Origin of the sequence: Paenibacillus sp. FSL E2-0190 (assembly GCF_037992965.1) — a bacterium.
Lineage (GTDB): Bacteria > Bacillota > Bacilli > Paenibacillales > Paenibacillaceae > Paenibacillus_AQ > Paenibacillus_AQ odorifer.
This window is the reverse complement of the sequence record NZ_CP150306.1, coordinates 2,765,806-2,788,150: the sequence shown is the minus strand read 5'-3', so window position 1 is coordinate 2,788,150 and position 22,345 is coordinate 2,765,806. Positions and strand designations below refer to the sequence as shown.

Genomic DNA, 22,345 nt, shown 5'->3' with positions numbered 1-22,345 from the left:
TCAATTTTAAGAAACTACTGTACAGTTCCATCTATCTTATCATAGAAGCATTAAATATATTTCTACAGTGAGCCCTTCGGAAAGTATACGACGCAACTTTTAGAAACGTTTCAGCGTCAAACCAACTATCATGGATAAATTTTACTGCCAGATAAAGAAAGGGTTGGTTCATATGCTCTCTTTTCACTCCAAAGCTTGGTTATCCGTCTTAATGCTCTCAACATTTTTACTCCCTGCCACCATGTCAGCAAGCTCTTCATTAACTGTATCGGTGTCCTCTGCGCTCACCCAAGCTTCCTCTGCTAATACTTCGCAAGTATACTACCAATTTGGCATTCCTGGTGGAAACATAGGCGGACCTGCGCTGCTCAAAAATGGTGTAATCTACGTAGATGTTCGGGGGATCGCTGAACAAGCTGGCTTAAAAATGGAATGGGATAAATCCGGCAAACGTGCTCTGTTCCAAGGCTGGACTAAAAGTTTTGCTGTTCGAATCGGGAGTCAAACTGGCGTGCTTGACGGGAAAGCGGTAGATCTAGGAGGAATACCTTTTAAATCCAAAGAAGATGGGATATATGTGCCGGCCCGTTTTATCGTTAAGGTTTTCGAAGGCAGCCATCTCCGTCTGGACTCCACAACGAACACACTTTTAGCAGATGATCTGAAGACCTACAATGTTTTCACAGAATCCTTTGGAGGGCGTACCTATACGCTGGTCAAAGCTAATGGTGATTTATATGTCTCACAAGGCAAGGATACGGTGATAAAACTCACTTCACTCCAAACAAACTTTGACTGGGCAGGAATGAAGATTGAGAAAACGGCGGGGGGTCTGCTAGTCATTAAGATTATTGATTCCTATGGAGAGCCTCATATTAATACACGCGAAATCACACTCATATTCAAAAATGGTGCATTACTACGCAAGGCCACATTCGCTTACCAGTTCAGAGGAGATGCGGATTTCAAACCTTATGATGGCAACCTCATCTTGCATGATGGTAATACCTTACGTTTCATCCAAGACGGCACAGGCAATGTAATAGATACTCTTGATCTTGTAAAGCTGGGTGGCGAGGAAGATGCTTACTATGTAGAAAGCATTGATAAAGAAATCATACTGCTTCGTGGAAATCAGAATGGATTGCTAACCTTAATCGACCGCCAAACAGGCGAGCGAACCCTTTTGTATAAGGAGCTACTCACAGCAAAGGATCAGGAATATGCGGAAAATAACGATGTTCCTTTTAAAGGAGATACTTTGAAATTCGTAAAACGGAGCGGTGACAAATTGTATTTTATAAATGACTCCCCGCTTACTGGCAAAAAAGAAGTTATCTACTCCATTGAAGCTCATTCCAATAACTCCAAGAATAATACTGATTAGAAAGTACAGCACAAGCATGTGTATTGATTAAAGAACTAATCGAATCCTCCTCAGTGATTATCCCTGAAAATTAACCTTCCTACATATAGGCAAACGCCGTGAACGTTGTAGGCAAAGGACCATAGACTGTTATCAGGATTGAAACATTCGAGGAGGATATCCATGGAATCAAATACAAATTTTCATCAACAGGTCGCTTGGAATTGCATGAATAAATATGTAGGTATAGTAACGACTGATGGTCAATCCTTTGACGGCTTCATCGCTCACGTGGATCAGAACTATATCACCCTAGCGGTTCCCAGCAATGAAATGGTCGATCGTATGAATGGAATGCCTGCTGAGCAGTCGAACTATAGACAATTCGGGTTCCAGCCCGGCTTTTACCCAAGACGCCGCTTCTATCCACGCCGTATCCCTTTTTTCGGAATAAGCAGTCTATTTCTACTCCCGTTTTTTATCTGACTCGGTGCAGGGGGATGAAGGGTCATCCCCTTTCTAGCTATTTAACTACTTAATCGGAGAAAATTAAGAAGTAAATACAACTCTACATCTATATTGATTATAAAAAAGAATTGCCATCCTACTCTATCGTATGGTATTATAAATTTCGTCGCAGGACGGTAGCTCAGCGGGAGAGCACTATCTTGACAGGGTAGGGGTCATGGGTTCGAACCCCATCCGTCCTATACTGAAAAAGCCTTATATAATAAGGCTTTTTCTTTTGTTTAGGGATGTTTATGTTTTGAGTGAATTACAAATTGGTGCCATTATGGTGCCCTGTAGTAGACTAAAGCAAAAGTGGTGCCATAATCGGCACCACTTTTTTTTATCCCTGTAACCATTTAAGAAATACATCTTTTGAGACTTTTATCATCTTTCCGACCCTCACGATATGAAATTGACCCGAGTTTAATAGTTCATATGTTTGACGCTCACCTATACCAAGTATTTGTTGTATTTCCTTCGCTGTAAGTACAGAGGGATAATCAGAAGTAGTCTTATACATTTGTTCAATCACCCTTCTCTTCCTCCTTCTCGAAAGACAAAAACTCAAATATCCTATATTTTTCAAGAGCCGCTTCAACGGCAGCTTGCGTCCGTTCTCTATCTATCTCAGGCAATAAAATCTGTTGCACTGGGCAATCCCCCTTTGTTAAGAATCCCCCGACCGAAGTCGGGGAGTATACCATCTTAGAACGGCAGATCGTCTTTATTCACAGGAATTATTTGACCATCTGTATCTTTTAGTTCCTGTTGTTCTTCCTGTTCTTCCTGATCGTCTTCTCTTTCTTCGTTCTCGTCTTCCTCTTCAGTCACCTCTTCTATCGTCATCTGACCGGAGTCAACATTAACCGATCCATCATTATCAATCGTTCCGCGAATACCTTGATGCGTATGTGTTGGAGTATAATCATCCAGATCAGCTTGCGAGCTGCTGAAGCTTACGAATGCTAGCCAGTATTTTTAATGTTTCGCAGGATGGATACCTGCTGGTCTGTGATATTGCCCTCGATCGTTAACGTGATTACGTCCTCTTTATTACCAAATTTGATATCCTTGATCTTTGTAGTTACGTTGGCTTTCATTTATAATTGCTCCTCTCAAATTTGGGTTTTATGAAAAAATAACCACCGCAGCTAATGCGATTATTGAAGCAACACATATTGCTGCCATGTCATGCTACCGAATTTATTTCTGTCCATTTCGGCGATTTACCCTATGAATGAAACTAAGAGAATAAAAGCAAAGATGATCTTAACCATATTGACGTCAGTTCCTCCCTAAATCCGTGCTATATTAATTAAGAGGTGAATTTTATGAACGGCAAGAAAGTTATCACTATTCTTTTATCCATCTCTTTACTAGGTGTGATTGCTTACTTCGGAATAGCTTATGGATTACTATGGTATATCTTTAATGGGTAAGAAATGAAGATTATCCAACCCCTTTATAAGTTCAGTACAGCCAAACTATCTCTTATATCCTCCTTGTGGGAGAGAGTCTTTTTTTTGAAATTTGTTATACTTAAATAAAAACTTTTAATGAGGTGCTATCTTGCAATATTTTTTTTTAATACCGTTGGTATTTGTTTTGGCGATTCCCTTGGTTTTACTGTTAAAAGGTGATTATGGAACCAAAAACAAGGTTTCAGATAAAACTACTAGCATAGAGAAAAAAAATTAGACAGAATAATAGAATTACTTGAAAAGGATAAGGATGCATAAGCATTTTTATCTTTTTTTCATGTCGCAATATGTATCTACTACGTTATAACCTTTGTGAGAGGAGGGCTATTAACCCTCTCTGTCCCTGTATCTTCGTACTGAGAGTATCCGATTTTGAATCTGTTATGAGCCGATTTCAAGCGAGAGGAACTGATAAAATAACTCAACTCACTGGGACACTCCCAGCGTATTACGCCATCTTTGATATCTTGATATACAAAGGTAAGGATACGGAGTTTGTACATCTGGAGTCCCGGACCAAATCTGGCATGCTTCGAAGCCCAGTATTTACAGAGTTTATCGTATAAGCACCTAATAGACTCTTCAGGCATTAGCTTGACAGGTTATTTTATGTTTGTTCTGAATCTAAATCGCTACGGGACAAACGTGGCAACTCATAATTTCTAACAACACCTAGCCTCTAAAATTGGTCCCTTTTTTTATTAAAGAATTGGTAAAGGCGGGAGTAGACTCAATTGGTGTACTGGGATCAACTGGAAACTATGCGTATCTTAGTAGAGGGGAGCGTTTGCGTGTCCTTGAGCTTGCTGTTAGTTCTGCTGAAGGGATTCCCGTGATGACAAGCATAAGTGCGATTCGAACTTTAGAAGGACTTCAATTAGCGGAAGATGCACAACAAGCTGGGGCAAGTGCAGTACTCTTGGCTCCTATCTCCTATCAGGCACTAACAGATGAAGAGGTGTTTTTTCTATACGAACAGGTGACAAGTTCACTCTCCATTCCACTTTGTGTTTATGATAATCCCGGCACTTCACATTTCCATTTCAGTGATGAGCTGCACAGCAGAATTGCTGTAGAAAAACTCAGAGCTGTTATTCCACTCCATGTTACGTTTGGAATAAGCGGGAATCCATCCGCATATCCAGGCTTGAGTGCAGGTTGTGACTTATGGTACTCAGTGCTAGGTGGTTTATTTCCGAGGTTATGTCTAGATATCACAAGAATGACTCAAAGTGGCCATTTAGAAGAAGCACAACACCTTTCAACATTACTAGAACCGATCTGGAAGTTATTCAATAGCTACGGTAGCCTTCGAGTGAGTTCAGCAGCTGCTGAAATAATCGGCTTAATTAAAAGTCCTAGTCTTCCTTGCCTTTACAACCATTAAACAAATCCGTTAGGAATCACCTGAATATCATTCTAAAGGAATTAAAGTTTACTGTATAACCTTAATATAATTCATTTGGAAGTATATATGCTGCTCTATAACACTGGTAAGGATCGTTAGTTTTCATCAATACAACAAATCCCCCTCCTACCACTTAAGGTTGTTGGGGGATTTGTTATAGACATGCTTATGCCAAAATCACGCTTAAAATATTACAACATTGTCAATTGTCAACTATTTTGCGTTCATTAACAATGAAGTGGGTATTTTATGAATATAATCATCTTATGCAAGGGGGCTATAATATGAATCTCACACTGATTTTTCACGCAATTGAAACAGAATTACAACTACAAATACATTTAGTCAGTGGAGAGACATATGTTGGTTTTTGTCAGGAGAGCGACTCTTCAGGTTACTTCACAATAAGAACTAAGAGTGGTTTATTTTCTTTTCCTTCTTGGGCGATCAAACGGATTAAAGAAGTGTGATATCGTAGGTTATTGAATGCATGCTCTAAATTCAAATCACTTCCAAACAAAATGAGATCCAGCAAGTTTAATAGATCCGGTGCATCCCCTCTACAATCCCACCATAATCTATAAGATGGCCTATTGGATCTGGTTCCAAACGAAACCAATCCAAGTATGAGTATCCATAGAGTTGCTGGATTCCCCACAATAAAGTATGTCTCTCTGTATTGAAAATCTTTATTGTTCATCAGTACAAAAACTCCTTGTTCTCCGAACTATCTATTTCTTCGCAACCAATCGTTTTTCTGCTTTAAAGTCCATCTTAATAACTTTATTGTTGTTCATGTAATTATCCCACGAATCATACTTCCAATTAGGTGAAAAGTTATGACTAATCACATCGATGTAAATACGACACTAAGTAAACACTTCCCGCTTCTGGCACATCTTTATTGTAAAGACACTTCTTGCATTGTAGCTGTGGCTCTTGAAGAAAAACGTGGACAAAATTGAGATTAACTCCTGACTGTCCTTGGTGAAGGGGAAGTATCCGATCTTTTTACAACTCCATAACAACTGTCCTCCTAATTCTATAATAACTTGGTGTTAAGATGTATAAAAATTCATCATCTTAGATCCCAATGGAGGTAATCCGATTGAACAAGAAAAAGCGGTCCGCTACATTAGTTGTTATCCTGTTTTCAGCTGGTGTGCTTGCAGCCAGTGCGCTGCTCGTCCCCAGCCTGATGAATTCCGTAGTTTTCGACAAGAACAGTTCGTCAATTCAGGGCAGTAACCGGCTGGCTTTGAGTGAAAGCACGATACCCGTGCTGAAGGTGGAGGCGCCGGCGCCAGTATCCACCATACAACAAGACCTGTATCAACAGATGACAGCAGCGCAAATCCAGCAAATCTATGACTTTATAGATAAAGCAGAAGATCCCCATACTTCAGGTCGGGAAGAAACCGAATCCGAAATCAACCGCAGACAAGTGTTGGACGATAAGTATGTGTATGACGGCCTCCGCCCCAAGCAGCAGCTGCCGTTAAAGGCTGGACAAGCAGATTTGTATCTAGATTTAGAAACCAATACGTACACCTACCCGGAGAGGAGTATGACTGATGAGGAACTGTTACAGCTGATTGACTGGTACTACCGGCTGAATTACTTCGTGTCCAAACGAAATCCGACTGTGCCTCAGCTTCAGCCTCAGAAAATCAGCCAGGTTGAAGCTGAGGCACTGGCCTCTGACAGTGTGCGCAAGCTGTTCGATGCCGACGTGTCCAAGCTAAAAACATCGGGAATGCTGATTGAGCTGGGACTAACCAAACGTCCAACCTGGACAGTTCATTTTGCTCCTCACAAGACGCTTACCCTGCTCGGATCAGGCGAGGTATTCTGGGAATATGATGTGTTGATTAATGCAACAACCGGTGCCGTAGAGGATACGACAGCCATTAATTTGGCACTGAAGAGAACTCCCATCGACGACGACGCAGCCGGCACCATCCAGAAGGATGCCAGTTGGATTCATAAAGCCGTGCAGGTCATCACGGACAAGCAGGGAGAAACAAGAACCATTATCAAAGCTTATCTAACCGATACCGAATTTAACAACAAACGCGGGATGGTGGATGTTAAACTGTTGCTGGAAGATGGAAGTAGCTATACCGCGGAGTTCCGCTATCCTGATCAGACCCTTCGCTGCCTAATCTATGAAGCATCTGACAAAGCCAATTAAGCGGAAACGTTACAGAAATACAGCAGTTCAGGGCACCACCGCCACACTGACTTTTTCAAGACCAGTTATTAATGTAATTGTGAGTATTGCGCGATCACCAGATGGTTCTGGTTCAGGTTGATCTGCCTTCTGAGGGGTAGCTGATGCTTCTTTTGAAACTTAACTTTCCATTATTATTCAATGTAGTAACTACATAAAAATTGGTCTTACCGTTAGAAACAGATATATCTAAAAACCTATCTTATTCCCAAGAAGCACAGTAGATGAAATATACAACATTAAAGGTTCTGTCTCTAAGAGCAGTATCTGTCGATATGGTGCAGAGGTTACAATTATAGATGAGATCGGATATCCATACGAGTATGGTGTCTGTAAAACAACCTTTCTGTGATGCTTTAAAGTAATTAATATTTATAACTGTCAAACCATTTCATGTGTAGGTATGACTATGTTCGAAGGTTCCACCATTTGTAAAATCTAGTGGCCCAAGCATTTCCTACTGTGCATCAAATCTCAGTCGAATGAATAGTACTCAGCAGCCTAAATCTTGTAAATATTAACATTTGATTATAAAATCAAACAAAGGCGGTGTTAACAATGAGATTAGTACTGTTCATGTTGGCTGGAGTAGGCGCGATTTTCTATCTCTCATTAGGAATCATCATTGTAAAGGTAATCCTTTCAAGAAAATTACCAAATAATAATTACACTCCATTTGACTACATCACGGCCCAATCTCCTGTTGAGTTTCACGATGAGAAAAAAGAGATAGAAGAAAATGCAGACCATGGTGATGATAAGGACAAAAACATCATTTCATTATCAAAACGACGACCTTCTCTTCCCTGATGCGCAATAGGCTGCTACTTCTTCATAGCCTTTTTTGGGAGAGGATTTCTGTAACCTCCTCTATCTCTTAATGTCATGTATCTTCGTACTACGTTTCACTCAATCATTTTTTGTTAAACTAAATTTAGATTTTGTTAATTTGTTTAGAGAGGAATTAATGATTTGAAAATATCTATCCAAACATTCTTAATCACCATGTCTTTGGTATTTGGAATTATCATCGTACAAAAAAGCCTTCAATTAATTTTTTCATCTTCGGTACTTATTAGATCACTAAATGTTGTAATGATTATTATTCTTTCTGGCTGTATTGGCGCTTTTATAAGAACATTACTTCTGCCAAAAGAGAAATAGGCTGCATTACCGCTAGATAGCCTCTATACTTCGCAATATGCGTCTACTTCGTCATGACCTTTGGAGGGACACTCCTACTCCTTTAATGTTCTGTATCTTCGTACTGTGACATAAAAAACTCTTACGTTATAATAATGTTGAATTAAATATTGAAGGGACTGAACTATGCGCAGATATCGATATCTTAACCCCAAAACAAATAGATAATGGAGGTAATATATTGATTACAGAAATACAAACCAAAAGACTAATATTAAGAAAAATGAAATTATCTGACTCTGCTAGTTTGTTTAACATTTGGTCTGATCCTGAGGTTACAAAGTTTATGAATATCAATAGTTTCACTGAGGAAAGCCAAGCAGTAGAAATGATTAAAATTCTTAATAACCTGTCTTTGGAAAGCAAAGCTATTCGTTATTCCATAATTGAGTTAGAATCAAATCGCATAATTGGTTCCTGCGGTTATAATTCTATAGATTCTTCAAACGCTAAAGCAGAGATCGGATACGATATTAGTAAAGATTATTGGGGCAAGGGATATGCTCCTGAGGCCATTCAATCTCTGATGGATTATGCGTTCAACACTTTAAATTTCAACAGGATAGAAGCAAAAGTCGAACCCGAAAACAATAATTCCATCAGAGTTTTGCAAAAGTTAAATTATACATTCGAAGGAACAATGAGAAAGTGCGAAAAGTCCAAAGGAAAGTTTATTGATTTAAGCATTTTCTCAAAATTAGTAACAGAGTAACTTTTAATGGGTGGGCCTACATTTTTATGGTGTAGGCTTTTTATTTACTTCACGTTGCTCAACTCAACTAAATGAATAGTTTGCGGCTACTTCGTCATAGCCTTTGGGAGAAGAGGGATACTCCTACTCATCTAATGAACTGTATCTTCGTACTGTGTATTAAGTAGAGCAACTGTTGTCACATCCTCCAAACGATGTACACATTCTTCCAGTTTGTACTCACAAAACATAATACGGTAAATGATTTAATCAATAGCAACCTTTTAGTTTATGTCGTAGCTGCTGCTATTCTTGAGGCATTACATAATCTATATGACTTTTTATGTGGCCATCTAGAGCGGTAATCTACTACTACCAAAGCTTTCCCAGACATACATCATGGGGCAATAATGGATAGATTTACTCTATTGGTCCCTATTAATCATCTATTTTTTATATGGAGCACTTAATTGACCATCTATTGATTACATTGTATAATACAGGTATATTATGTAAAATAAAGGCAGGTGAGGCCGTTGGATGGAAATATCGATTTAGATTTAGATATAAATCTTCTAGATCTTGATCCAGCCGTAAAAGTTCTTAAAATGATATATTCTTTTGAAAGCTGGCCCAATCTTCTAAAACTAGCAGATACCTTTTTCAACCGAATAACTCAAATTTATAATAATTACACACACAATAATGAACTGGAACTAAAACACCAACGACCTTTAATTTATTATTATGGATACAGCTTGCTTATGTTGGGACTAGCCCACAAAGAAATCGAAAATTATGATAAAGCTCGAACTTACATTAAAGCTTACAGTGATTTGAGTTGGTTCAAGGGATTAGATGCTGAAGGATTAAATGAGGTAGCCTATTATAAGTACATATCAGAGCCAAATCTCTTAGAAGTAGAAGTGCTTTCCGGAAATATTCAATTCATAGATCGTTATGTTTCTTTCCTTTTATCCAACACTAAAGAAGTTCTACCGGGACTGATAACTTTGTTAAAAACAGCTACTAATTTCAATTTAAACATTGAATCTCATTTAGAACTTTTCTCTAATAGTATTTCAAAATTTGAGGATACCGCTGCTGATGAAATTATAATAAATTCCTACCAAGAAACTTTTTTTATTAATATGATCAGATATAAAACAAAAATTCAAGATTATAATTCAGCTATCAAATATAGCATGAAATTATTAGATTCTGCTGAGGTCACAAACTCTGATAAAATCTTTAAACAAGCAGTAGTATACTTCGAATCATTACGTTCATATGCTGATGCTACTCAGATTAAAGATTTTGAAGAGAAAATAATAAATTTCAAAGAAAGGGTTGAGTCTCTATGAAAAAATTTGCCGTCTCTTTATTGTTGGTCCTCACCATCGTCAGCATTGCGCCAGCACTGCCAAGTACCTCACCAGTGGTCTTATTCCACGGAGCAGAACATTAATATCAGAAGTACAGCGCGGGTTAGGAGATTGCTCCTAACCTGTTTTTTACGAAGTGAATTATGTAGTTATTGCAATAACATCCTCCATCTTGAACCAATCCCACTCCTCCTCCGACCAGCGGAGTTTAATTCCCTGTTGTTTATCCAGTTTCATCACGATACCTCGTTTTAATATATTCTCCATGGGATCAAACAGAGTGAGTGTAATCGGGCTGTGCTCTTCCATAGAACGATATAACAATATTTCAAAGCGCTCTATCTCCTGTAAATCTAGAATAGGCTTTTCACGACGTTCCTGCTCATTATTGTCATCTATAATCCGGTTTTTATGTTCGGGCAATATCATTCTGCTACACTCCCATACGTTCTCTAATTTTTTCATCATGAAGCTGCCCTCCTAATAATCCGTCCAGTAGTTCGTTTTACTACCATCTATCCCCCATTGGAGTTCTTGTGGCTCTGACTTTCTCTTTTTAAACCTAAGGTCAATCCTTTCCCAGCCTTCAATAATTCGGGCGCTCTCTGGTGGAGTGTGTGGGGTCCATTCTATATATTTTTCGTTAACTAATTCCCTAAGCCCACTAATGATCTTATCTGGTGTCCGTCCACTCTTGATCTCTAACTCCTGTAAAGTTGGCATATGAGCATGATGCACAGCAGAGTGTCGCATGATCATTAGTAGCTTTCGTGCGGTGTCACTAAGCATAGCGCTTTTTTTGCACAGGCTGCCAAGCAAGAATATTAGCCTCCAGAAATACGCGCGGAGCTCCGGTTGATAAGCAAGTTGCGCGAATATATCCTCCACGAATCCCTTTCACATCAATTTTACGTTGAGATATCTTACCTGATTTATCTTGGTACACTATTTCAATGGTTTGACCGATGCTTATTTGCATAATTATTCACCTTCCAAAGATAAGAACATTTGTTTGTATTATAACCAAACGTACGTTCGTTAATCAATGTAAAAATATCCCGCCAGGCATGAATTATTACATACAAAGTCATCGCTCAGGTTTATAATTTGTTCTATAAGCATTTATTGCATTTCCGCAAACAAACTAAGGAGTATGAGTGTTTTTTATATGTTATAGGGGGAAACGAATATTAGGACCGATGACTGAGGCTGAAGCTATGCGTGAATGGTTTACTCTCTCCGGTACAGTGAAGGAGATTTATATTATTGAGGTAGATGAGAACGATAAGGTAAGACGCCAGATCGGACCCACTAAGAAAAAAAAGAAATAAATATAAAGGGAAAAAACAAACGTAAAAACACCCCGCCGACCTATTAAGGTTGACGAGGCTGTTTTTATTTTTAAAAAGGAAACTGAGTAAGCGAGGCTATTAACAATACAATCCCAACAATCGAGGATAGCACAGCCATTTTATCTTTAGTTTTCAAATACAATGCCGCTCCATTAAATATTAAAGCTCCGCACATCCCCAGCATAGTCCAAGACACTATCACTTGATCCTGGCCGCGGAAAAATGTGATTCCCAGAATGATTGTTGCTGCACTGAATAAAATACCGCATACTCTTAGTACTTTCAGCAAAATGATCACCTCCGAAAAATAAAACACGCTAATCTAATATATTGGTTCCGCCATAAATTATAATTCATAGATTACTATTCCTATATCTGGTAGAATTAACTAGCAATTATTAGCAGATTTAGGGGGATATCAGATTGAACAAAAAAGCTTTTTTATGTATCGTGGCAACTATTGTAATCCTTTCAGGATGTGGCAGCTCCACAACAAATTCAGAGAAAAAAAATACAACGTCTACAGGAGTTACACCGTCCGAAGCAACAGCCAGTCCTTCAGAGCCCACTCCTGAGCCAAAAAAGAAACTTACAGCTTCCGAGAAACTGGCTCTCAACTATGTGGAGATTTTCCTCAATGGTTCAGATATCGAAGCGAAAAAGAAATTCGTATCCGAAAATATACTTCCAGATGTACAACCCATTTTCCAAATGGCTGAATCTACTGAGACACCCGAGAATAATAAACTTAAGAACCCTACAGTAATTGAAACAGCTGATTATACGGACAAAGATGGCGGAAAAGATAAACTCGTGCTTATCCAAGGTGAGAAGTCTTCCTCCAATAGCGAACTTATCATTTTTATTAAAGATGACAAAGTTGGTTGGGGGTATTCGTCTAATGACAAAGATAAGGATGCATTTAACGAAGTGAGGAAACTCTTCAAGGAACCTGTAATTAATACTTCAGATTCAGGTAATGCAGGTACAACTGAACAGTCTCCTGAAGCGATGCTTAAAGAAATCAGTAATTTTGTCGTTTCAGATATTTGGAATGATGGATTTGTTGATATCAGCTGGTATGCAGGTTCAGGAACTGGCTCTACGGGTGAAACAATAGATATAGATTTTACAATCGAGCAATTAGGAAAAGCTATGATTCAAAAAATGGAATACGATAGTTATATCAGCAACCTTGATGCAAAATATGATTCAATTAAAAGCATCTGGGCTAAGCTCACGGGTGAGATGGATCGTATGTACAAACAAATCCAAGATACGCCTCCTATTGCAAATGATGCAACCACCAAAATAGATACAGGATTATTCACCCAGTACTTGGAAGCCTTTACTGATGAGGTTAACAAATTACCTAATACTTAGATTAAAAAATAACGTCCCTGCCGGCCGCCACGGTTAGCAGGGATTTTGTTCGGCTTTAATGGCTTGCCGCTCAAAATAGTAATCCACCAGCGCATAGATGAAACCAGCAATACCGAAAAAAATAATAGCTGTACTACTATTCAAATGGTATTCCCGTATAAAGCGTTCATCGTACACCTCGTAAAAGAAACCATATCCCGCAATACCACTCAATAAGAATATCATTATGCGGTTTACTAAAGGATTAACTATCTTTCGAATAACCCATGATAAAGGAAGCAGTATAACCGGGTAAAGAAGAACTGAAAAGAGGAACACCAGAAAAATAAAAGCAAACCCAATGTTTTGAAAACCGTAATATTCTGTTGTACTTATTTTAGTTCCTTCCCAAAGCTCCAATCCAAAGGCTGCCAGGGTGAATAAAATCGTCGAAATAAACCATAACATTATAGGCTTAACTGCACGCAAAACAATCCCACCATCTTTATGCTTTTTATACTTACAGCCGATTTTTCAAATCATCATTTCGCACTTGGTTTTATTGAGGTTAAGAATGGCTTTTGCCCTATTCTACTATTATATGAAATAAAGTACTCCTCATTTACATCTATTAACTTATATATTCCTTTTGGGATTGTGACTGTATTTTGATCACCGCTCATATTTTGTATTACTATTTCTCTTTTATTTACTGACACTACATTAACAACAGCTGAAGTCCCTGCCATCAAAAAGTACCATATAATAAACAAAAAAATGATCATGGGAAGTAGTGAGAATACTTTACGATAGTTCATATCTATTACCTTACACCTCTATTCATCGCCTTAATTATTTCACTTTGGATATTATATCATTAATTCCCATATATTATAGTTATGATTTCCCTTTGGAAGGGTTAATTGTCTTGTAATATGGGTAATCCATCTTCTCTTGAACTTCTCGAACTACATTTTCATTAGTAAGCGATTCTATGAAATATAAACCCAGATCAATCGAAGCTGCTACTCCTCCCCCAGTAAAAACATTTCCATCCCTTACGAACCGTTCCTTAACTACTTCGGAACAATAAGGTGCTAATAGTTCATATGCAGAAGGATTGGTAGTCGCCTTCTTCTGATTTAAGAAACCGGCAGCTCCCAAAATCAAAGCTCCTGTACACACTGACACCTTGTATTCAACCTCTCGGGCAGTCTGAATCCATGTTATAAAATTAGTATCGAATCTAAGTTGTCGAGTCGAAAACCCTCCAGGGATAAATATCAAATCATAGGCTGACAGATCAGGGGAAACCTGGTTTATTTTCAACGTCAATCCTCGATCATCCGTGACTTCTTCCTTGTTGGAACAAAAATCCCACGATACATTTTCTATCGCCTTTAGAACTCCCATCCGGGTAACCGCATCGTAAAAACCAACAAAATCTAACGTGGTCATCCCATCAAATAGAATATAAGCCATCCTCATCATTTTCATTCTACACACTCCTTCGATACTTTTCGGCGAAATTCATTGGGGGTGATCCCGTATTCATTTTTAAAAACACGATAGAAAGAACGCAAACTGTTGAATCCGGAATCAAACGCGATATCCGTGACCGGATGGGTAGTGGATAACAGCAGCATATGAGCAAAGGCTACCCGTTGGCCATTGATGTAATCACGAAATGAAATGTGAAACTGCTCAGAAAAGATTCGGGAAATGATAAATTTACTAATGCCAAGCTCTCTTGAAAGCGTATTCAGATTTATGTGATCTAAAAAATGCATGTCGATGTAAGCTAGGATTTTGGGGACGAGATCCATTTCTTTTTTGTAGTCTACTTTTTTCATTAGCAGTAACGGCAGCGCGTGCCCTAATACTACAGAGGTATAAGCCTTGAGCAGACGAACATCACATTGTTCTTTATATAGTTTATACAAGGTTGCCAACAGATCTTGAAGCACCTTTTGTTTCGAAACTATAGGGTTATCCGGAACATGATTAAGCAAATCCCCCGCAAAATCCCCCGGAAAAGTGGCGTCAAAAAAGAACAGCAGGATCTGGCTTTTCTCTAGGGTTTTGTAGCTGTGAGGTTGATTGGAGAAAATAATCGCTATGTCTCCTTCAGACAAATCATACTCTTTTCCATTGATGTTGATATTGATTTTGCCGGACAAAACCATTGTTATCTCTACATTTTTGTGTAGATGAAGAGGATAAGTGTTATTGGTAGAAATAAAGGAGTGAAACGCCTGGTCACGATGCTGATATTTAATATTCATGTTTTTCTCCCTATCGTCATGGAATGCCAAGCACTATAGCTGCTGTAATACTAAGAACATAATATGAATTTGTTCGTTTACGCAAGAACCAAAGAGCAATAGTTGGCACAAAAAAAGATTTTTTTGGCAGGTAAATACGCCCTAAAAGTTTTAAAGTATTACCAGTAAGCTACTTGTCGCAGACCAGTAACATTTCACTGAGAGGAGGAAGTATAACAGGAACAGCATTCAGCGATAAGACTGTATCCATGTTATACGTCAAAAAGATGAAATGGAAGAGTAAAAAATCAGGTAAGGTTATAGGTGTCTTATTGAGTTTTTCGGTAGCGTTTTCATTTTTAGGAGGTCACACACTTGCAGCTTCAGGGCAGGCAGACGGAGACAAAAGTTTTACGGGTGCCTCTATTCTTGCTTTTCCTGGCGCGGAAGGTGGCGGCGCCTATACAAGCGGTGGTCGAGGGGGCGATGTATACATCGTAACTACCCTTGAAGATTACGCTGTAAAAGACAAACCGATTGCAGGGTCCCTTCGCTATGGAATTTTATCTACGCCTAAAGAGGGTCGTACCATTGTTTTTCATGTTTCCGGAACGATTGAACTGAAGAGCACGTTAAGTCTCAATAATATTAAAAACCTGACCATCGCTGGGCAAACCGCTCCAGGCAACGGAATTACCATTGCAGGTTGGGATACCAATATCAGCAATTCAGAGAATATCATTATTCGGTACACCGCTTTCCGTCCGGGTGCCACTAATGTGTATAATGGCAGTGATTCAATGGATGCGCTTTGGGGGAGAGACAACAACTACTTCCTCATTGACCATTGTTCCTTCAGTTGGAACACAGATGAAACTCTATCTTTATATAGAGGCGAAAATGGCACGATCCAGTGGTCCATTATTTCCGAAAGCCTGACTCTATCCGGGCATTCCAAAGGAAGACATGGCTACGGCGGTATTTCAGGCGGAGACAAAACAACATTCCATCACAATCTGTATGCGAACCATACCTCGCGAAATCCAAGACTAGGCGGCGGTTACGCAGGTGCGGCAGATGCTGATCATGTGGCGGTTGTTCAGTTCTCGAACAATGTAATTTACAATTGGGGCTTTAACGGCACTTATGGCGGAGGGTTTACTTTTACTAACTTTATGAACAATATCGAAATTGCCGGCCCAGGTACAAGAGATAATGTAACTAACCGAGTGATTGATGCCGGTGAAGCTACCAAGCTGGGCGGTTTCTATATTACTGGAAACAGAATTAACGGTAAGCTCACAGGTTTACTGAATGATTCTTCAGATTATGTGAAATTTTCTGGCGTACAGAGTGGTGAACAAAAGACGACCCTTGCAGCCACACCATATCTTTCCGCGGACAGTACTGGAGTTAACCATGGTATTACCAATAAAGCATTTGATAATTATGTTAAGTCCGGCGTAAAGCTAGCGAATGAATCACTATTAAAAAGCATTCTGCAACAAGCGGGAGCTACCTATCCACGTCGCGATGCTATCGATGCAAGAATTGTGGCAGAAGTCGAGCAGAACTCGGGAAGATATATCAACACTGAACATGAAGTCGGGGGTTACATTTCAGACTTTGGCGTCATTGAGGCACAATATGATAAGCAATTTGACACTAATAAAAACGGAATAGACGACAAGTGGGAAAAGAAAAATAAAATCTGGGGCATCAAGGATGCATACAAAACGGTTACTAAAAATGGTTACACCTGGCTTGAGCTTTATATTAACGGCCTAGTTGATATGAAACACGTCGCCGAAAACCCTGATGCTAAGCTTTTAGCGCCAGAAAACAATGCACAATTTGTTACCGGGAAAGAGGTCGAAGTTAAAATTAATGCTTCCCCTAAATCCGGAAACAAAATAAAAAAAGTTGCTGTATATAATGGTTCTAAATATCTTGGGGAAGCAGTCAAAAAAGGCAACACATACACATACACCCTCAAGAATTTAACGGATGCTTCCTACTATATTTCTGCAAGAGTGACCGATACCCAAGGAAATGAGACGCAGACCACAGCCACTAACATCCATATCAATGCTGCTACCTCTTCCCTGGCTGGAAAGGGTTGGACTACAGCAGATATCGGTGATCCGAACATTAAGGGTTCCGGAAGTATGACAAATGATGTGCTTACCGTTAAAGGCAACGGAAAGCTTGGAAAAAGTGAAGGTGGCACAGAACGATCCGAAGCAAACAATGCAACCAAAGATGACTTCCACTTCGTGTATAAAGAAATGAACGGAGATATGGAATTTACCGCGAAGCTCGAAGAAATCGGGGCCGTTGACAACCATGCCTTCACCGGGCTAATGATCCGCGATGACTTGAATAAAGACAGCGCCGCCGCGGCCCTTGGTATCTCCTATGTGAAGTTGTCCAAAGAGACCAGCTGGTCATCTTATCTGACGGGCAGAAACATTAAGGGCGGAGGATTTGATGAATTAACTGAAACTTTAGACAGCGTATCTGCTGCTGAAAAAGCTGGCATTCAACTTCTTTCAGATATTCCATTTAAAATTAATGGTGTGGAGCAAGGGTATTGGCTCAAGCTTGGCCGTAAGGGAGATGTTTTCTATGCTTACGGATCAACGGACGGAAAAGACTGGAAGCTAATTGGCGAGCGAACTATTGTTATGGATGGTTCGGTATATGTCGGATTCGCCGTTGACAGCAATGATGTCGCCAATAAGATTGAGCAACTGAACTATGCTAAGTTCTCTAACCTTACTGTGGAGAATACATTCACTCCAATAGGTGACTCAACGATAAATAAATAGTGTCTGTTCTTCTACACAGTTCCAAAAAAACGGAAGCCAGTAAAGCGGCTTCCGTTTTTTTATTGATATCCGACTGGACCAGCACAATATATTGCCTGATTCTCTGTTCACTATGGCTTTAAAGTTTTTTCTTTAACATTACTTCATCATCCTTAACATACCCGCTCAATTCATACGCTTTAATGGCTACACGATTATCTTCTCCTGTTAAAATCTTAACTGTTTTGACTCCACGAGAATAAAGCTGACTTTCCAGAAAAGAAATTATTGCAGTAGCGACACCATTCCTACGAGCTGACTCTTTTACATACATTTCAGTAATTTCACCATATGCTTCATTATAACAAAATGATTTCAAACTTTGAGCACAGCCAAAACCAACCACTTCATTATTGCTGTTCAAACACTTGATGATCTCTGGCACAGGACGTTTTACTCCACCATTGAACTCATGATTTAATCTAGACAAAACATCCGCGTCACATATCGTTGCTAGCCTAACATTTGGAAGCATTCTCTTCCTCCTCTACAACGTTCCCTTTTCAAGAACATACTCTTCATTGGAATTTTTTAAAACGATATCAAATTTATGATGATAAGAATGCATAAACAACTCATATTGCATCCTGCGCTGTTCATGGGATTTTCTTAAATAATTAATATCTGTTCCTCTTTCAGAAACATCACGTATACTCCTTCTCATCAACTCAGTTTCTCCATCCGTGTATAAGTAGATTTTCAGATCATACAAATCCGGATCAGTAAAGGCAACGCTCATGCCTTCTACAATATTTACCTTGTTTTGTGAAGATATGAATATACTTTTTGTATAGTCTGTGCCAATTGTGTAAAAATCCAACCCATCCCTCAACATATGAATGTCTCTCTCTAAAGCAAATATATGATGAGCAGCAGGATGACAAGCTGTCACTTTATCGTGATAATGTACATTCTTATATTCATAGTCGATAGAAGTGTATTTTCTAAGACTAGATTCAACAATATAGGGGTCTGTATTAATATAATTCACATCATCCTGTTGCAAAAGCTTTAAAAGATTATGAGCAAACGTTGTTTTTCCAGATGCACCATGACCCGAAATCCCAATGATGAATCTATTAGCCTCACCGCTAATCAAATTAGCTATCTTATGTAACACCTTGTCCATATTATTAGCCCGTCTCCCTACTCGATCCTATGTATTCCTTACTCCGCTATGGTTTAGCACATTAAAATCAATGGTGCATTTTATATAAAGAAACTTAATAGAAAGGGGTAGATCTTCCATGGCTACTCGTCAGCCAGATTTAGTATTGATCAGTTGGAGCAGAAATCCTTTGGTTGCTGGATCAGCACGTAGGATTATTGCCGCCCGTGTTATTGGAAATGCCGTGCCGTGCAGACCTAGCTTGAGACCCAACGGATTGCTTAACACCGCTTTGGCTTGCTTATTAGACAACGATGTTGGTTTTAAAGTGGTCTTTCGTAAAAAAACTTCAAGCATTAGCGGATATATTTTGTTACAACGTAATTAATAGGTTTAGGGGGCAGTGAAAATTGCTGCTCTCTTTTTCCTGTGTATCTCATTGCACTTAAAGTCCAATCAATCCTAGAAAATGGTGTATATAATTTATTAGAAACTGAATCTGATTGAAAATGGGTGAGTCCATGAAATTACAAGCTGTGAAAAAAAGCTATGATTTAATAGTAAGCTTAGGGATGTCTTGTGCTCCTGCTATAAATCTGCAAAGAAATAGCTTGAGGAAATTCTCCATGCCGCTCGACTGGATGGTTTCTTATTCATTGGCTGATGTAAATAGACTTTATAAGAATAGATTTCAAAATTTCATGGAATTAATAAATCTGCAAATTCTTGATGAAACACATTTTTTTCTGGAGGATGGATTACCAGTCTATCCTAATGGGAATAAAAATGCACTAGTGAAATCCTATTTTATTCAGGATACTTTATATAACATTATCTCAGTTCATGATTTTCCAATCCACCAAGGTAAACACTGGTCTATAACCTATCCTTCGTATAAAGCGAAGCTGGAATTACGAATTAATAGATTTTTGGACAAGTTAATCCACAGTAAAAAAACTTTATTCATTAGATGGTTTGCCTCATATGAACAGGCTGTAGAGCTACAGTCAATTTTGTCTGATTTATTAAAACCGAACGAATTTATTATTCTTATTCTTATTCCCGTTCGTGAATCAACCTCGGTACAAGAATTAAATTGGAACATAAATAATATTTGTGTGTTAGAAGTCCCTGAGGATATGAACGATTATGATAGCTGGGATTATATTTTGAAAGACATACACGTAACTAATAACTAATTTCGCTTTGATCGATCATATGATTAATTATTTCCTCTGCTGCAAAAACATATGGATACAAATACAGCCTACTGATGCTGACCAATAAAGAAATAGGGTTACTAATTCCAAAATCGTATTGACTCCCATGCGCTGCTGGATTTGCGGGTTCAGGCTCTACAAGATCATACTTCTCCATCAGCCTTTCCTTGGTTCCACTATCTACTACTGTTCCGTTTCCTTTATCCGCAAGGACAGATCCCGATTGAAAACACGCCATGAATAAGACACAGCAAATGGTGAGGATCGCTAGTTTCTTTTTTCGCATCATACATCTCCTAATTCTTTCTGGGTCTCCCCTATAACTTAGAGCCGTTCAAATTATTTCTTGGGTAATCGCAGGAAAACTATGTATTCGACAATCTTGATCAGTATAGATCATATTCCATGAAAATAATGGGAGAAAAAGTCTCGAATTCTATAATACTCCTTTCTATATATAAAAACAAAAGCACCCCACAGCTAAAATTAGCAGGGTACTTTTGGATGCTTCGCCGTATTTACAATATCAACATTCCGCTGAGCGGTTTATGGAGTTGGAGTTCCGCCGTTCGCATTCAGTGTTTCGCCACTGATATAGCTAGATTCCTGGCTAGCCAGGAATACATATGCCGGAGCCATCTCCGCAGGCTGTCCCGGACGACCTAGTGGTGTGCTCGACCCGAACTCCTTCAGCACTTCCTCCGGTTGCCCACCCACAACTTGAAGAGGTGTCCATACGGGACCAGGTGCTACTACATTGACGCGAATCCCCTTATCAGCTACTTGCTGAGCGAGAGACTTACTGAATGTATTAATAGCAGCCTTGGTGGTCGCGTAGTCCAAAAGGATCGGTGAGGGATTATAAGCTTGAATAGAAGAAGTGTTAATAATGGTGCTGCCCGGTTGCATATGCTTCACCGCAGCTTTGCACAGCCAGAACATAGCATACACGTTCGTCTTAAATGTGTCGTCAAAATGCTTCGTAGTGAGATCAGCGATGTCTGGAACGAATTGCTGTTTGCCCGCGATATTGGCTAAAATATCAATTCCACCTAGCTCTTTAACCGCAGTATCGACGAGTTGTTCGCAGTATGTCTCATCCTTCAGATCGCCTGGAATGGCGATTGCAGTACGACCCGCTTCCTGCACTAGCTTGACCACCTGCTTTGCATCTTCCTCTTCCTCGGGCATATAAGATAGAACAATATCTGCCCCCTCACGAGCAAAAGCAATAGCAACAGCACGGCCTATACCGCTGTCGGCTCCCGTAACTAACGCTTTACGTCCGGTCAGACGCCCAGTTCCTTTATAGGTATCTTCTCCTGTATCAGGTACTGGATTCATTTTCTTCTGCAGACCCGGCTCCTCTTGTTGCTGCTGAAATTCCGGTCCAGCCTTAGTGTACTGAGTGGTAGGATCTTGCATCGTATATTGGTTAGACATCGATCAATTCCTCCTTTATTTTTAGAAATACATTTTTATATTTTCCGAACTCTTTGTTATGTAAACACAACCAGCACGCCTCTAAACATTCACCTTCAATAACATAGCCTTGAATAGTGCCGCAAAAATACCCCAACCACCTGTCAAGGTGGCTAGGGTATCCCCCGCCTAAAAATAAATATATGGAAGCTCACTTGTTAGTTAGGGAACGCTCCGTATAGTCTGGCGTATACATTAGATAAAGGAGTGATAAATCATGGGCTTTTTTATATTCCTCTTTGTACTGTTAGCATTGCTTAATATCTTCTTTCCTCATTTGGGATGGTACATGCGCTATGGCTGGATGATGAAAGGTGATGTAGAACCCAGTGATGCCTATTTATTAATGACTCGCATCAGCAGTATAGTGGCACTTATTATCCTCTTTTTTATCTGGACTAGTTTCTGAC

Annotated in this window: 29 protein-coding genes, 1 tRNA gene and 1 pseudogene; 15 read left to right on the top strand and 16 right to left on the bottom strand. The window is 39.3% G+C overall.

Annotated elements, in window-relative coordinates:
- Positions 1 to 172: 172 nt before the first annotated feature.
- From NST25_RS11970 to NST25_RS11960, 3 genes are all read left to right on the top strand, one after another.
- On the top strand, positions 173 to 1,387 hold the full coding sequence (locus NST25_RS11970; RefSeq protein WP_179086237.1) for a copper amine oxidase N-terminal domain-containing protein: 1,215 nt from the start codon (positions 173 to 175) through the stop codon (positions 1,385 to 1,387).
- A 162-nt stretch (positions 1,388 to 1,549) separates the two neighbouring features.
- Positions 1,550 to 1,852 (top strand): hypothetical protein, encoded by a 303-nt coding sequence (locus tag NST25_RS11965; RefSeq protein WP_036686108.1) that lies wholly within the window; start codon positions 1,550 to 1,552, stop codon positions 1,850 to 1,852.
- A 152-nt stretch (positions 1,853 to 2,004) separates the two neighbouring features.
- Positions 2,005 to 2,076, top strand: a tRNA-Val gene (locus tag NST25_RS11960).
- A gap of 140 nt (positions 2,077 to 2,216) precedes the next feature.
- Here NST25_RS11960 and NST25_RS11955 read toward each other — a convergent pair.
- The 4 genes from NST25_RS11955 to NST25_RS11940 form a co-directional block, all read right to left on the bottom strand.
- Positions 2,217 to 2,396, bottom strand: coding sequence for a helix-turn-helix domain-containing protein (locus NST25_RS11955; RefSeq protein ID WP_076100890.1), 180 nt, complete (start codon positions 2,394 to 2,396; stop codon positions 2,217 to 2,219).
- A 4-nt stretch (positions 2,397 to 2,400) separates the two neighbouring features.
- Positions 2,401 to 2,526, bottom strand: coding sequence for a hypothetical protein (locus NST25_RS11950; RefSeq protein WP_256716059.1), 126 nt, complete (start codon positions 2,524 to 2,526; stop codon positions 2,401 to 2,403).
- A gap of 55 nt (positions 2,527 to 2,581) precedes the next feature.
- Positions 2,582 to 2,722, bottom strand: a complete 141-nt coding sequence (locus NST25_RS11945) for a hypothetical protein (RefSeq protein ID WP_175618939.1) — start codon at positions 2,720 to 2,722, stop codon at positions 2,582 to 2,584.
- A gap of 119 nt (positions 2,723 to 2,841) precedes the next feature.
- On the bottom strand, positions 2,842 to 2,976 hold the full coding sequence (locus tag NST25_RS11940; protein WP_256716060.1) for a hypothetical protein: 135 nt from the start codon (positions 2,974 to 2,976) through the stop codon (positions 2,842 to 2,844).
- Between the two features lie 1,081 nt (positions 2,977 to 4,057).
- Between NST25_RS11940 and NST25_RS11935 the strand changes: the two are divergent.
- The 6 genes and pseudogenes from NST25_RS11935 to NST25_RS11910 all read left to right on the top strand — a co-directional run.
- Positions 4,058 to 4,803, top strand: a pseudogene (locus tag NST25_RS11935) (dihydrodipicolinate synthase family protein); the annotation flags it as partial.
- A gap of 246 nt (positions 4,804 to 5,049) precedes the next feature.
- On the top strand, positions 5,050 to 5,235 hold the full coding sequence (locus tag NST25_RS11930) for a hypothetical protein (RefSeq protein ID WP_038570197.1): 186 nt from the start codon (positions 5,050 to 5,052) through the stop codon (positions 5,233 to 5,235).
- Between the two features lie 638 nt (positions 5,236 to 5,873).
- A complete protein-coding gene (locus tag NST25_RS11925) occupies positions 5,874 to 6,959 on the top strand; it encodes a hypothetical protein (RefSeq protein ID WP_340394060.1) in 1,086 nt (361 codons plus the stop codon).
- Positions 6,960 to 7,556: 597 nt separating this feature from the next.
- On the top strand, positions 7,557 to 7,808 hold the full coding sequence (locus tag NST25_RS11920) for a DUF3951 domain-containing protein (RefSeq protein WP_076183331.1): 252 nt from the start codon (positions 7,557 to 7,559) through the stop codon (positions 7,806 to 7,808).
- A gap of 574 nt (positions 7,809 to 8,382) precedes the next feature.
- On the top strand, positions 8,383 to 8,913 hold the full coding sequence (locus NST25_RS11915; protein WP_076183325.1) for a GNAT family protein: 531 nt from the start codon (positions 8,383 to 8,385) through the stop codon (positions 8,911 to 8,913).
- Positions 8,914 to 9,428: 515 nt separating this feature from the next.
- On the top strand, positions 9,429 to 10,256 hold the full coding sequence (locus NST25_RS11910; protein WP_076130554.1) for a hypothetical protein: 828 nt from the start codon (positions 9,429 to 9,431) through the stop codon (positions 10,254 to 10,256).
- A 162-nt stretch (positions 10,257 to 10,418) separates the two neighbouring features.
- On the opposite strand, the gene NST25_RS11905 is transcribed toward NST25_RS11910, so the two are convergent.
- The 3 genes from NST25_RS11905 to NST25_RS11895 are packed head-to-tail and all read right to left on the bottom strand — an operon-like array spanning position 10,419 to position 11,259.
- Positions 10,419 to 10,745, bottom strand: coding sequence for a YolD-like family protein (locus tag NST25_RS11905; RefSeq protein WP_076130555.1), 327 nt, complete (start codon positions 10,743 to 10,745; stop codon positions 10,419 to 10,421).
- A gap of 12 nt (positions 10,746 to 10,757) precedes the next feature.
- Positions 10,758 to 11,096: a hypothetical protein gene (locus NST25_RS11900; protein ID WP_340394057.1), complete on the bottom strand. Its 339-nt coding sequence runs from the start codon at positions 11,094 to 11,096 to the stop codon at positions 10,758 to 10,760.
- Positions 11,059 to 11,259 carry a hypothetical protein gene (locus tag NST25_RS11895; RefSeq protein WP_076130557.1) on the bottom strand — a complete coding sequence of 67 codons (201 nt, stop codon included), beginning with the start codon at positions 11,257 to 11,259 and terminating at the stop codon, positions 11,059 to 11,061. Before NST25_RS11895 ends, NST25_RS11900 begins: the two co-directional genes overlap by 38 nt.
- 175 nt (positions 11,260 to 11,434) lie before the next feature.
- Here NST25_RS11895 and NST25_RS11890 point away from each other — a divergent pair, with 175 nt between their 5' ends.
- Positions 11,435 to 11,608: a hypothetical protein gene (locus NST25_RS11890; RefSeq protein WP_162636725.1), complete on the top strand. Its 174-nt coding sequence runs from the start codon at positions 11,435 to 11,437 to the stop codon at positions 11,606 to 11,608.
- Positions 11,609 to 11,678: 70 nt separating this feature from the next.
- Here the strand turns inward: NST25_RS11890 and NST25_RS11885 are convergent, their stop codons facing one another.
- Entirely contained in the window at positions 11,679 to 11,918 is a 240-nt protein-coding gene (locus tag NST25_RS11885; protein ID WP_076130558.1) for a hypothetical protein, read from the bottom strand.
- Between the two features lie 134 nt (positions 11,919 to 12,052).
- On the opposite strand from NST25_RS11885, the gene NST25_RS11880 reads away from it, so the two are divergent.
- Positions 12,053 to 13,012, top strand: coding sequence for a hypothetical protein (locus NST25_RS11880; protein ID WP_081398260.1), 960 nt, complete (start codon positions 12,053 to 12,055; stop codon positions 13,010 to 13,012).
- 33 nt (positions 13,013 to 13,045) lie between these two features.
- On the opposite strand, the gene NST25_RS11875 is transcribed toward NST25_RS11880, so the two are convergent.
- The 4 genes from NST25_RS11875 to NST25_RS11860 form a co-directional block, all read right to left on the bottom strand.
- Positions 13,046 to 13,480 (bottom strand): hypothetical protein, encoded by a 435-nt coding sequence (locus NST25_RS11875; RefSeq protein ID WP_081383513.1) that lies wholly within the window; start codon positions 13,478 to 13,480, stop codon positions 13,046 to 13,048.
- 53 nt (positions 13,481 to 13,533) lie between these two features.
- Positions 13,534 to 13,809, bottom strand: coding sequence for a hypothetical protein (locus NST25_RS11870; protein WP_076130559.1), 276 nt, complete (start codon positions 13,807 to 13,809; stop codon positions 13,534 to 13,536).
- A gap of 79 nt (positions 13,810 to 13,888) precedes the next feature.
- Positions 13,889 to 14,479 carry a DJ-1/PfpI family protein gene (locus tag NST25_RS11865; RefSeq protein ID WP_076279858.1) on the bottom strand — a complete coding sequence of 197 codons (591 nt, stop codon included), beginning with the start codon at positions 14,477 to 14,479 and terminating at the stop codon, positions 13,889 to 13,891.
- Positions 14,480 to 14,484: 5 nt separating this feature from the next.
- A complete protein-coding gene (locus NST25_RS11860) occupies positions 14,485 to 15,276 on the bottom strand; it encodes an AraC family transcriptional regulator (RefSeq protein WP_076141723.1) in 792 nt (263 codons plus the stop codon).
- Positions 15,277 to 15,524: 248 nt separating this feature from the next.
- On the opposite strand from NST25_RS11860, the gene NST25_RS11855 reads away from it, so the two are divergent.
- On the top strand, positions 15,525 to 18,086 hold the full coding sequence (locus NST25_RS11855) for an Ig-like domain-containing protein (RefSeq protein WP_340394054.1): 2,562 nt from the start codon (positions 15,525 to 15,527) through the stop codon (positions 18,084 to 18,086).
- 118 nt (positions 18,087 to 18,204) lie between these two features.
- Here the strand turns inward: NST25_RS11855 and NST25_RS11850 are convergent, their stop codons facing one another.
- On the bottom strand, positions 18,205 to 18,600 hold the full coding sequence (locus NST25_RS11850) for a GNAT family N-acetyltransferase (RefSeq protein WP_076305225.1): 396 nt from the start codon (positions 18,598 to 18,600) through the stop codon (positions 18,205 to 18,207).
- A 12-nt stretch (positions 18,601 to 18,612) separates the two neighbouring features.
- Positions 18,613 to 19,254 (bottom strand): phosphoribulokinase, encoded by a 642-nt coding sequence (locus NST25_RS11845; protein WP_340394052.1) that lies wholly within the window; start codon positions 19,252 to 19,254, stop codon positions 18,613 to 18,615.
- A gap of 118 nt (positions 19,255 to 19,372) precedes the next feature.
- On the opposite strand from NST25_RS11845, the gene NST25_RS11840 reads away from it, so the two are divergent.
- Both NST25_RS11840 and NST25_RS11835 read left to right on the top strand, forming a co-directional pair.
- Complete coding sequence (locus tag NST25_RS11840; RefSeq protein WP_076136059.1) at positions 19,373 to 19,621, top strand: hypothetical protein; 249 nt, start codon at positions 19,373 to 19,375, stop codon at positions 19,619 to 19,621.
- A gap of 133 nt (positions 19,622 to 19,754) precedes the next feature.
- Positions 19,755 to 20,432, top strand: a complete 678-nt coding sequence (locus NST25_RS11835) for a DUF1796 family putative cysteine peptidase (RefSeq protein ID WP_340394050.1) — start codon at positions 19,755 to 19,757, stop codon at positions 20,430 to 20,432.
- On the opposite strand, the gene NST25_RS11830 is transcribed toward NST25_RS11835, so the two are convergent.
- Positions 20,422 to 20,742, bottom strand: a complete 321-nt coding sequence (locus NST25_RS11830; protein WP_143763936.1) for a hypothetical protein — start codon at positions 20,740 to 20,742, stop codon at positions 20,422 to 20,424. The genes NST25_RS11835 and NST25_RS11830 overlap by 11 nt on opposite strands.
- A gap of 257 nt (positions 20,743 to 20,999) precedes the next feature.
- Entirely contained in the window at positions 21,000 to 21,896 is an 897-nt protein-coding gene (locus tag NST25_RS11825; protein WP_076141729.1) for an SDR family oxidoreductase, read from the bottom strand.
- Positions 21,897 to 22,152: 256 nt separating this feature from the next.
- On the opposite strand from NST25_RS11825, the gene NST25_RS11820 reads away from it, so the two are divergent.
- A complete protein-coding gene (locus NST25_RS11820) occupies positions 22,153 to 22,344 on the top strand; it encodes a DUF6199 family natural product biosynthesis protein (protein WP_076130567.1) in 192 nt (63 codons plus the stop codon).
- The last annotated feature ends 1 nt before the right edge of the window (position 22,345 follow it).

Bases quoted from the DNA above. Each gene is read 5' to 3' on its own strand.
- NST25_RS11835 (WP_340394050.1), top strand. From the start codon at position 19,755: ATGAAATTACAAGCTGTGAAAAAAAGCTATGATTTAATAGTAAGCTTA.
- NST25_RS11930 (WP_038570197.1), top strand. From the start codon at position 5,050: ATGAATCTCACACTGATTTTTCACGCAATTGAAACAGAATTACAACTA.
- NST25_RS11840 (WP_076136059.1), top strand. From the start codon at position 19,373: ATGGCTACTCGTCAGCCAGATTTAGTATTGATCAGTTGGAGCAGAAAT.
- NST25_RS11820 (WP_076130567.1), top strand. From the start codon at position 22,153: ATGGGCTTTTTTATATTCCTCTTTGTACTGTTAGCATTGCTTAATATC.
- NST25_RS11905 (WP_076130555.1), bottom strand. From the start codon at position 10,745: ATGATGAAAAAATTAGAGAACGTATGGGAGTGTAGCAGAATGATATTG.
- NST25_RS11855 (WP_340394054.1), top strand. From the start codon at position 15,525: ATGTTATACGTCAAAAAGATGAAATGGAAGAGTAAAAAATCAGGTAAG.
- NST25_RS11825 (WP_076141729.1), bottom strand. From the start codon at position 21,896: ATGTCTAACCAATATACGATGCAAGATCCTACCACTCAGTACACTAAG.
- NST25_RS11845 (WP_340394052.1), bottom strand. From the start codon at position 19,254: ATGGACAAGGTGTTACATAAGATAGCTAATTTGATTAGCGGTGAGGCT.
- NST25_RS11865 (WP_076279858.1), bottom strand. From the start codon at position 14,479: ATGAGGATGGCTTATATTCTATTTGATGGGATGACCACGTTAGATTTT.
- NST25_RS11940 (WP_256716060.1), bottom strand. From the start codon at position 2,976: ATGAAAGCCAACGTAACTACAAAGATCAAGGATATCAAATTTGGTAAT.
- NST25_RS11965 (WP_036686108.1), top strand. From the start codon at position 1,550: ATGGAATCAAATACAAATTTTCATCAACAGGTCGCTTGGAATTGCATG.
- NST25_RS11850 (WP_076305225.1), bottom strand. From the start codon at position 18,600: ATGCTTCCAAATGTTAGGCTAGCAACGATATGTGACGCGGATGTTTTG.
- NST25_RS11945 (WP_175618939.1), bottom strand. From the start codon at position 2,722: ATGACGATAGAAGAGGTGACTGAAGAGGAAGACGAGAACGAAGAAAGA.
- NST25_RS11970 (WP_179086237.1), top strand. From the start codon at position 173: ATGCTCTCTTTTCACTCCAAAGCTTGGTTATCCGTCTTAATGCTCTCA.
- NST25_RS11860 (WP_076141723.1), bottom strand. From the start codon at position 15,276: ATGAATATTAAATATCAGCATCGTGACCAGGCGTTTCACTCCTTTATT.
- NST25_RS11920 (WP_076183331.1), top strand. From the start codon at position 7,557: ATGAGATTAGTACTGTTCATGTTGGCTGGAGTAGGCGCGATTTTCTAT.
- NST25_RS11830 (WP_143763936.1), bottom strand. From the start codon at position 20,742: ATGATGCGAAAAAAGAAACTAGCGATCCTCACCATTTGCTGTGTCTTA.
- NST25_RS11870 (WP_076130559.1), bottom strand. From the start codon at position 13,809: ATGAACTATCGTAAAGTATTCTCACTACTTCCCATGATCATTTTTTTG.
- NST25_RS11955 (WP_076100890.1), bottom strand. From the start codon at position 2,396: ATGTATAAGACTACTTCTGATTATCCCTCTGTACTTACAGCGAAGGAA.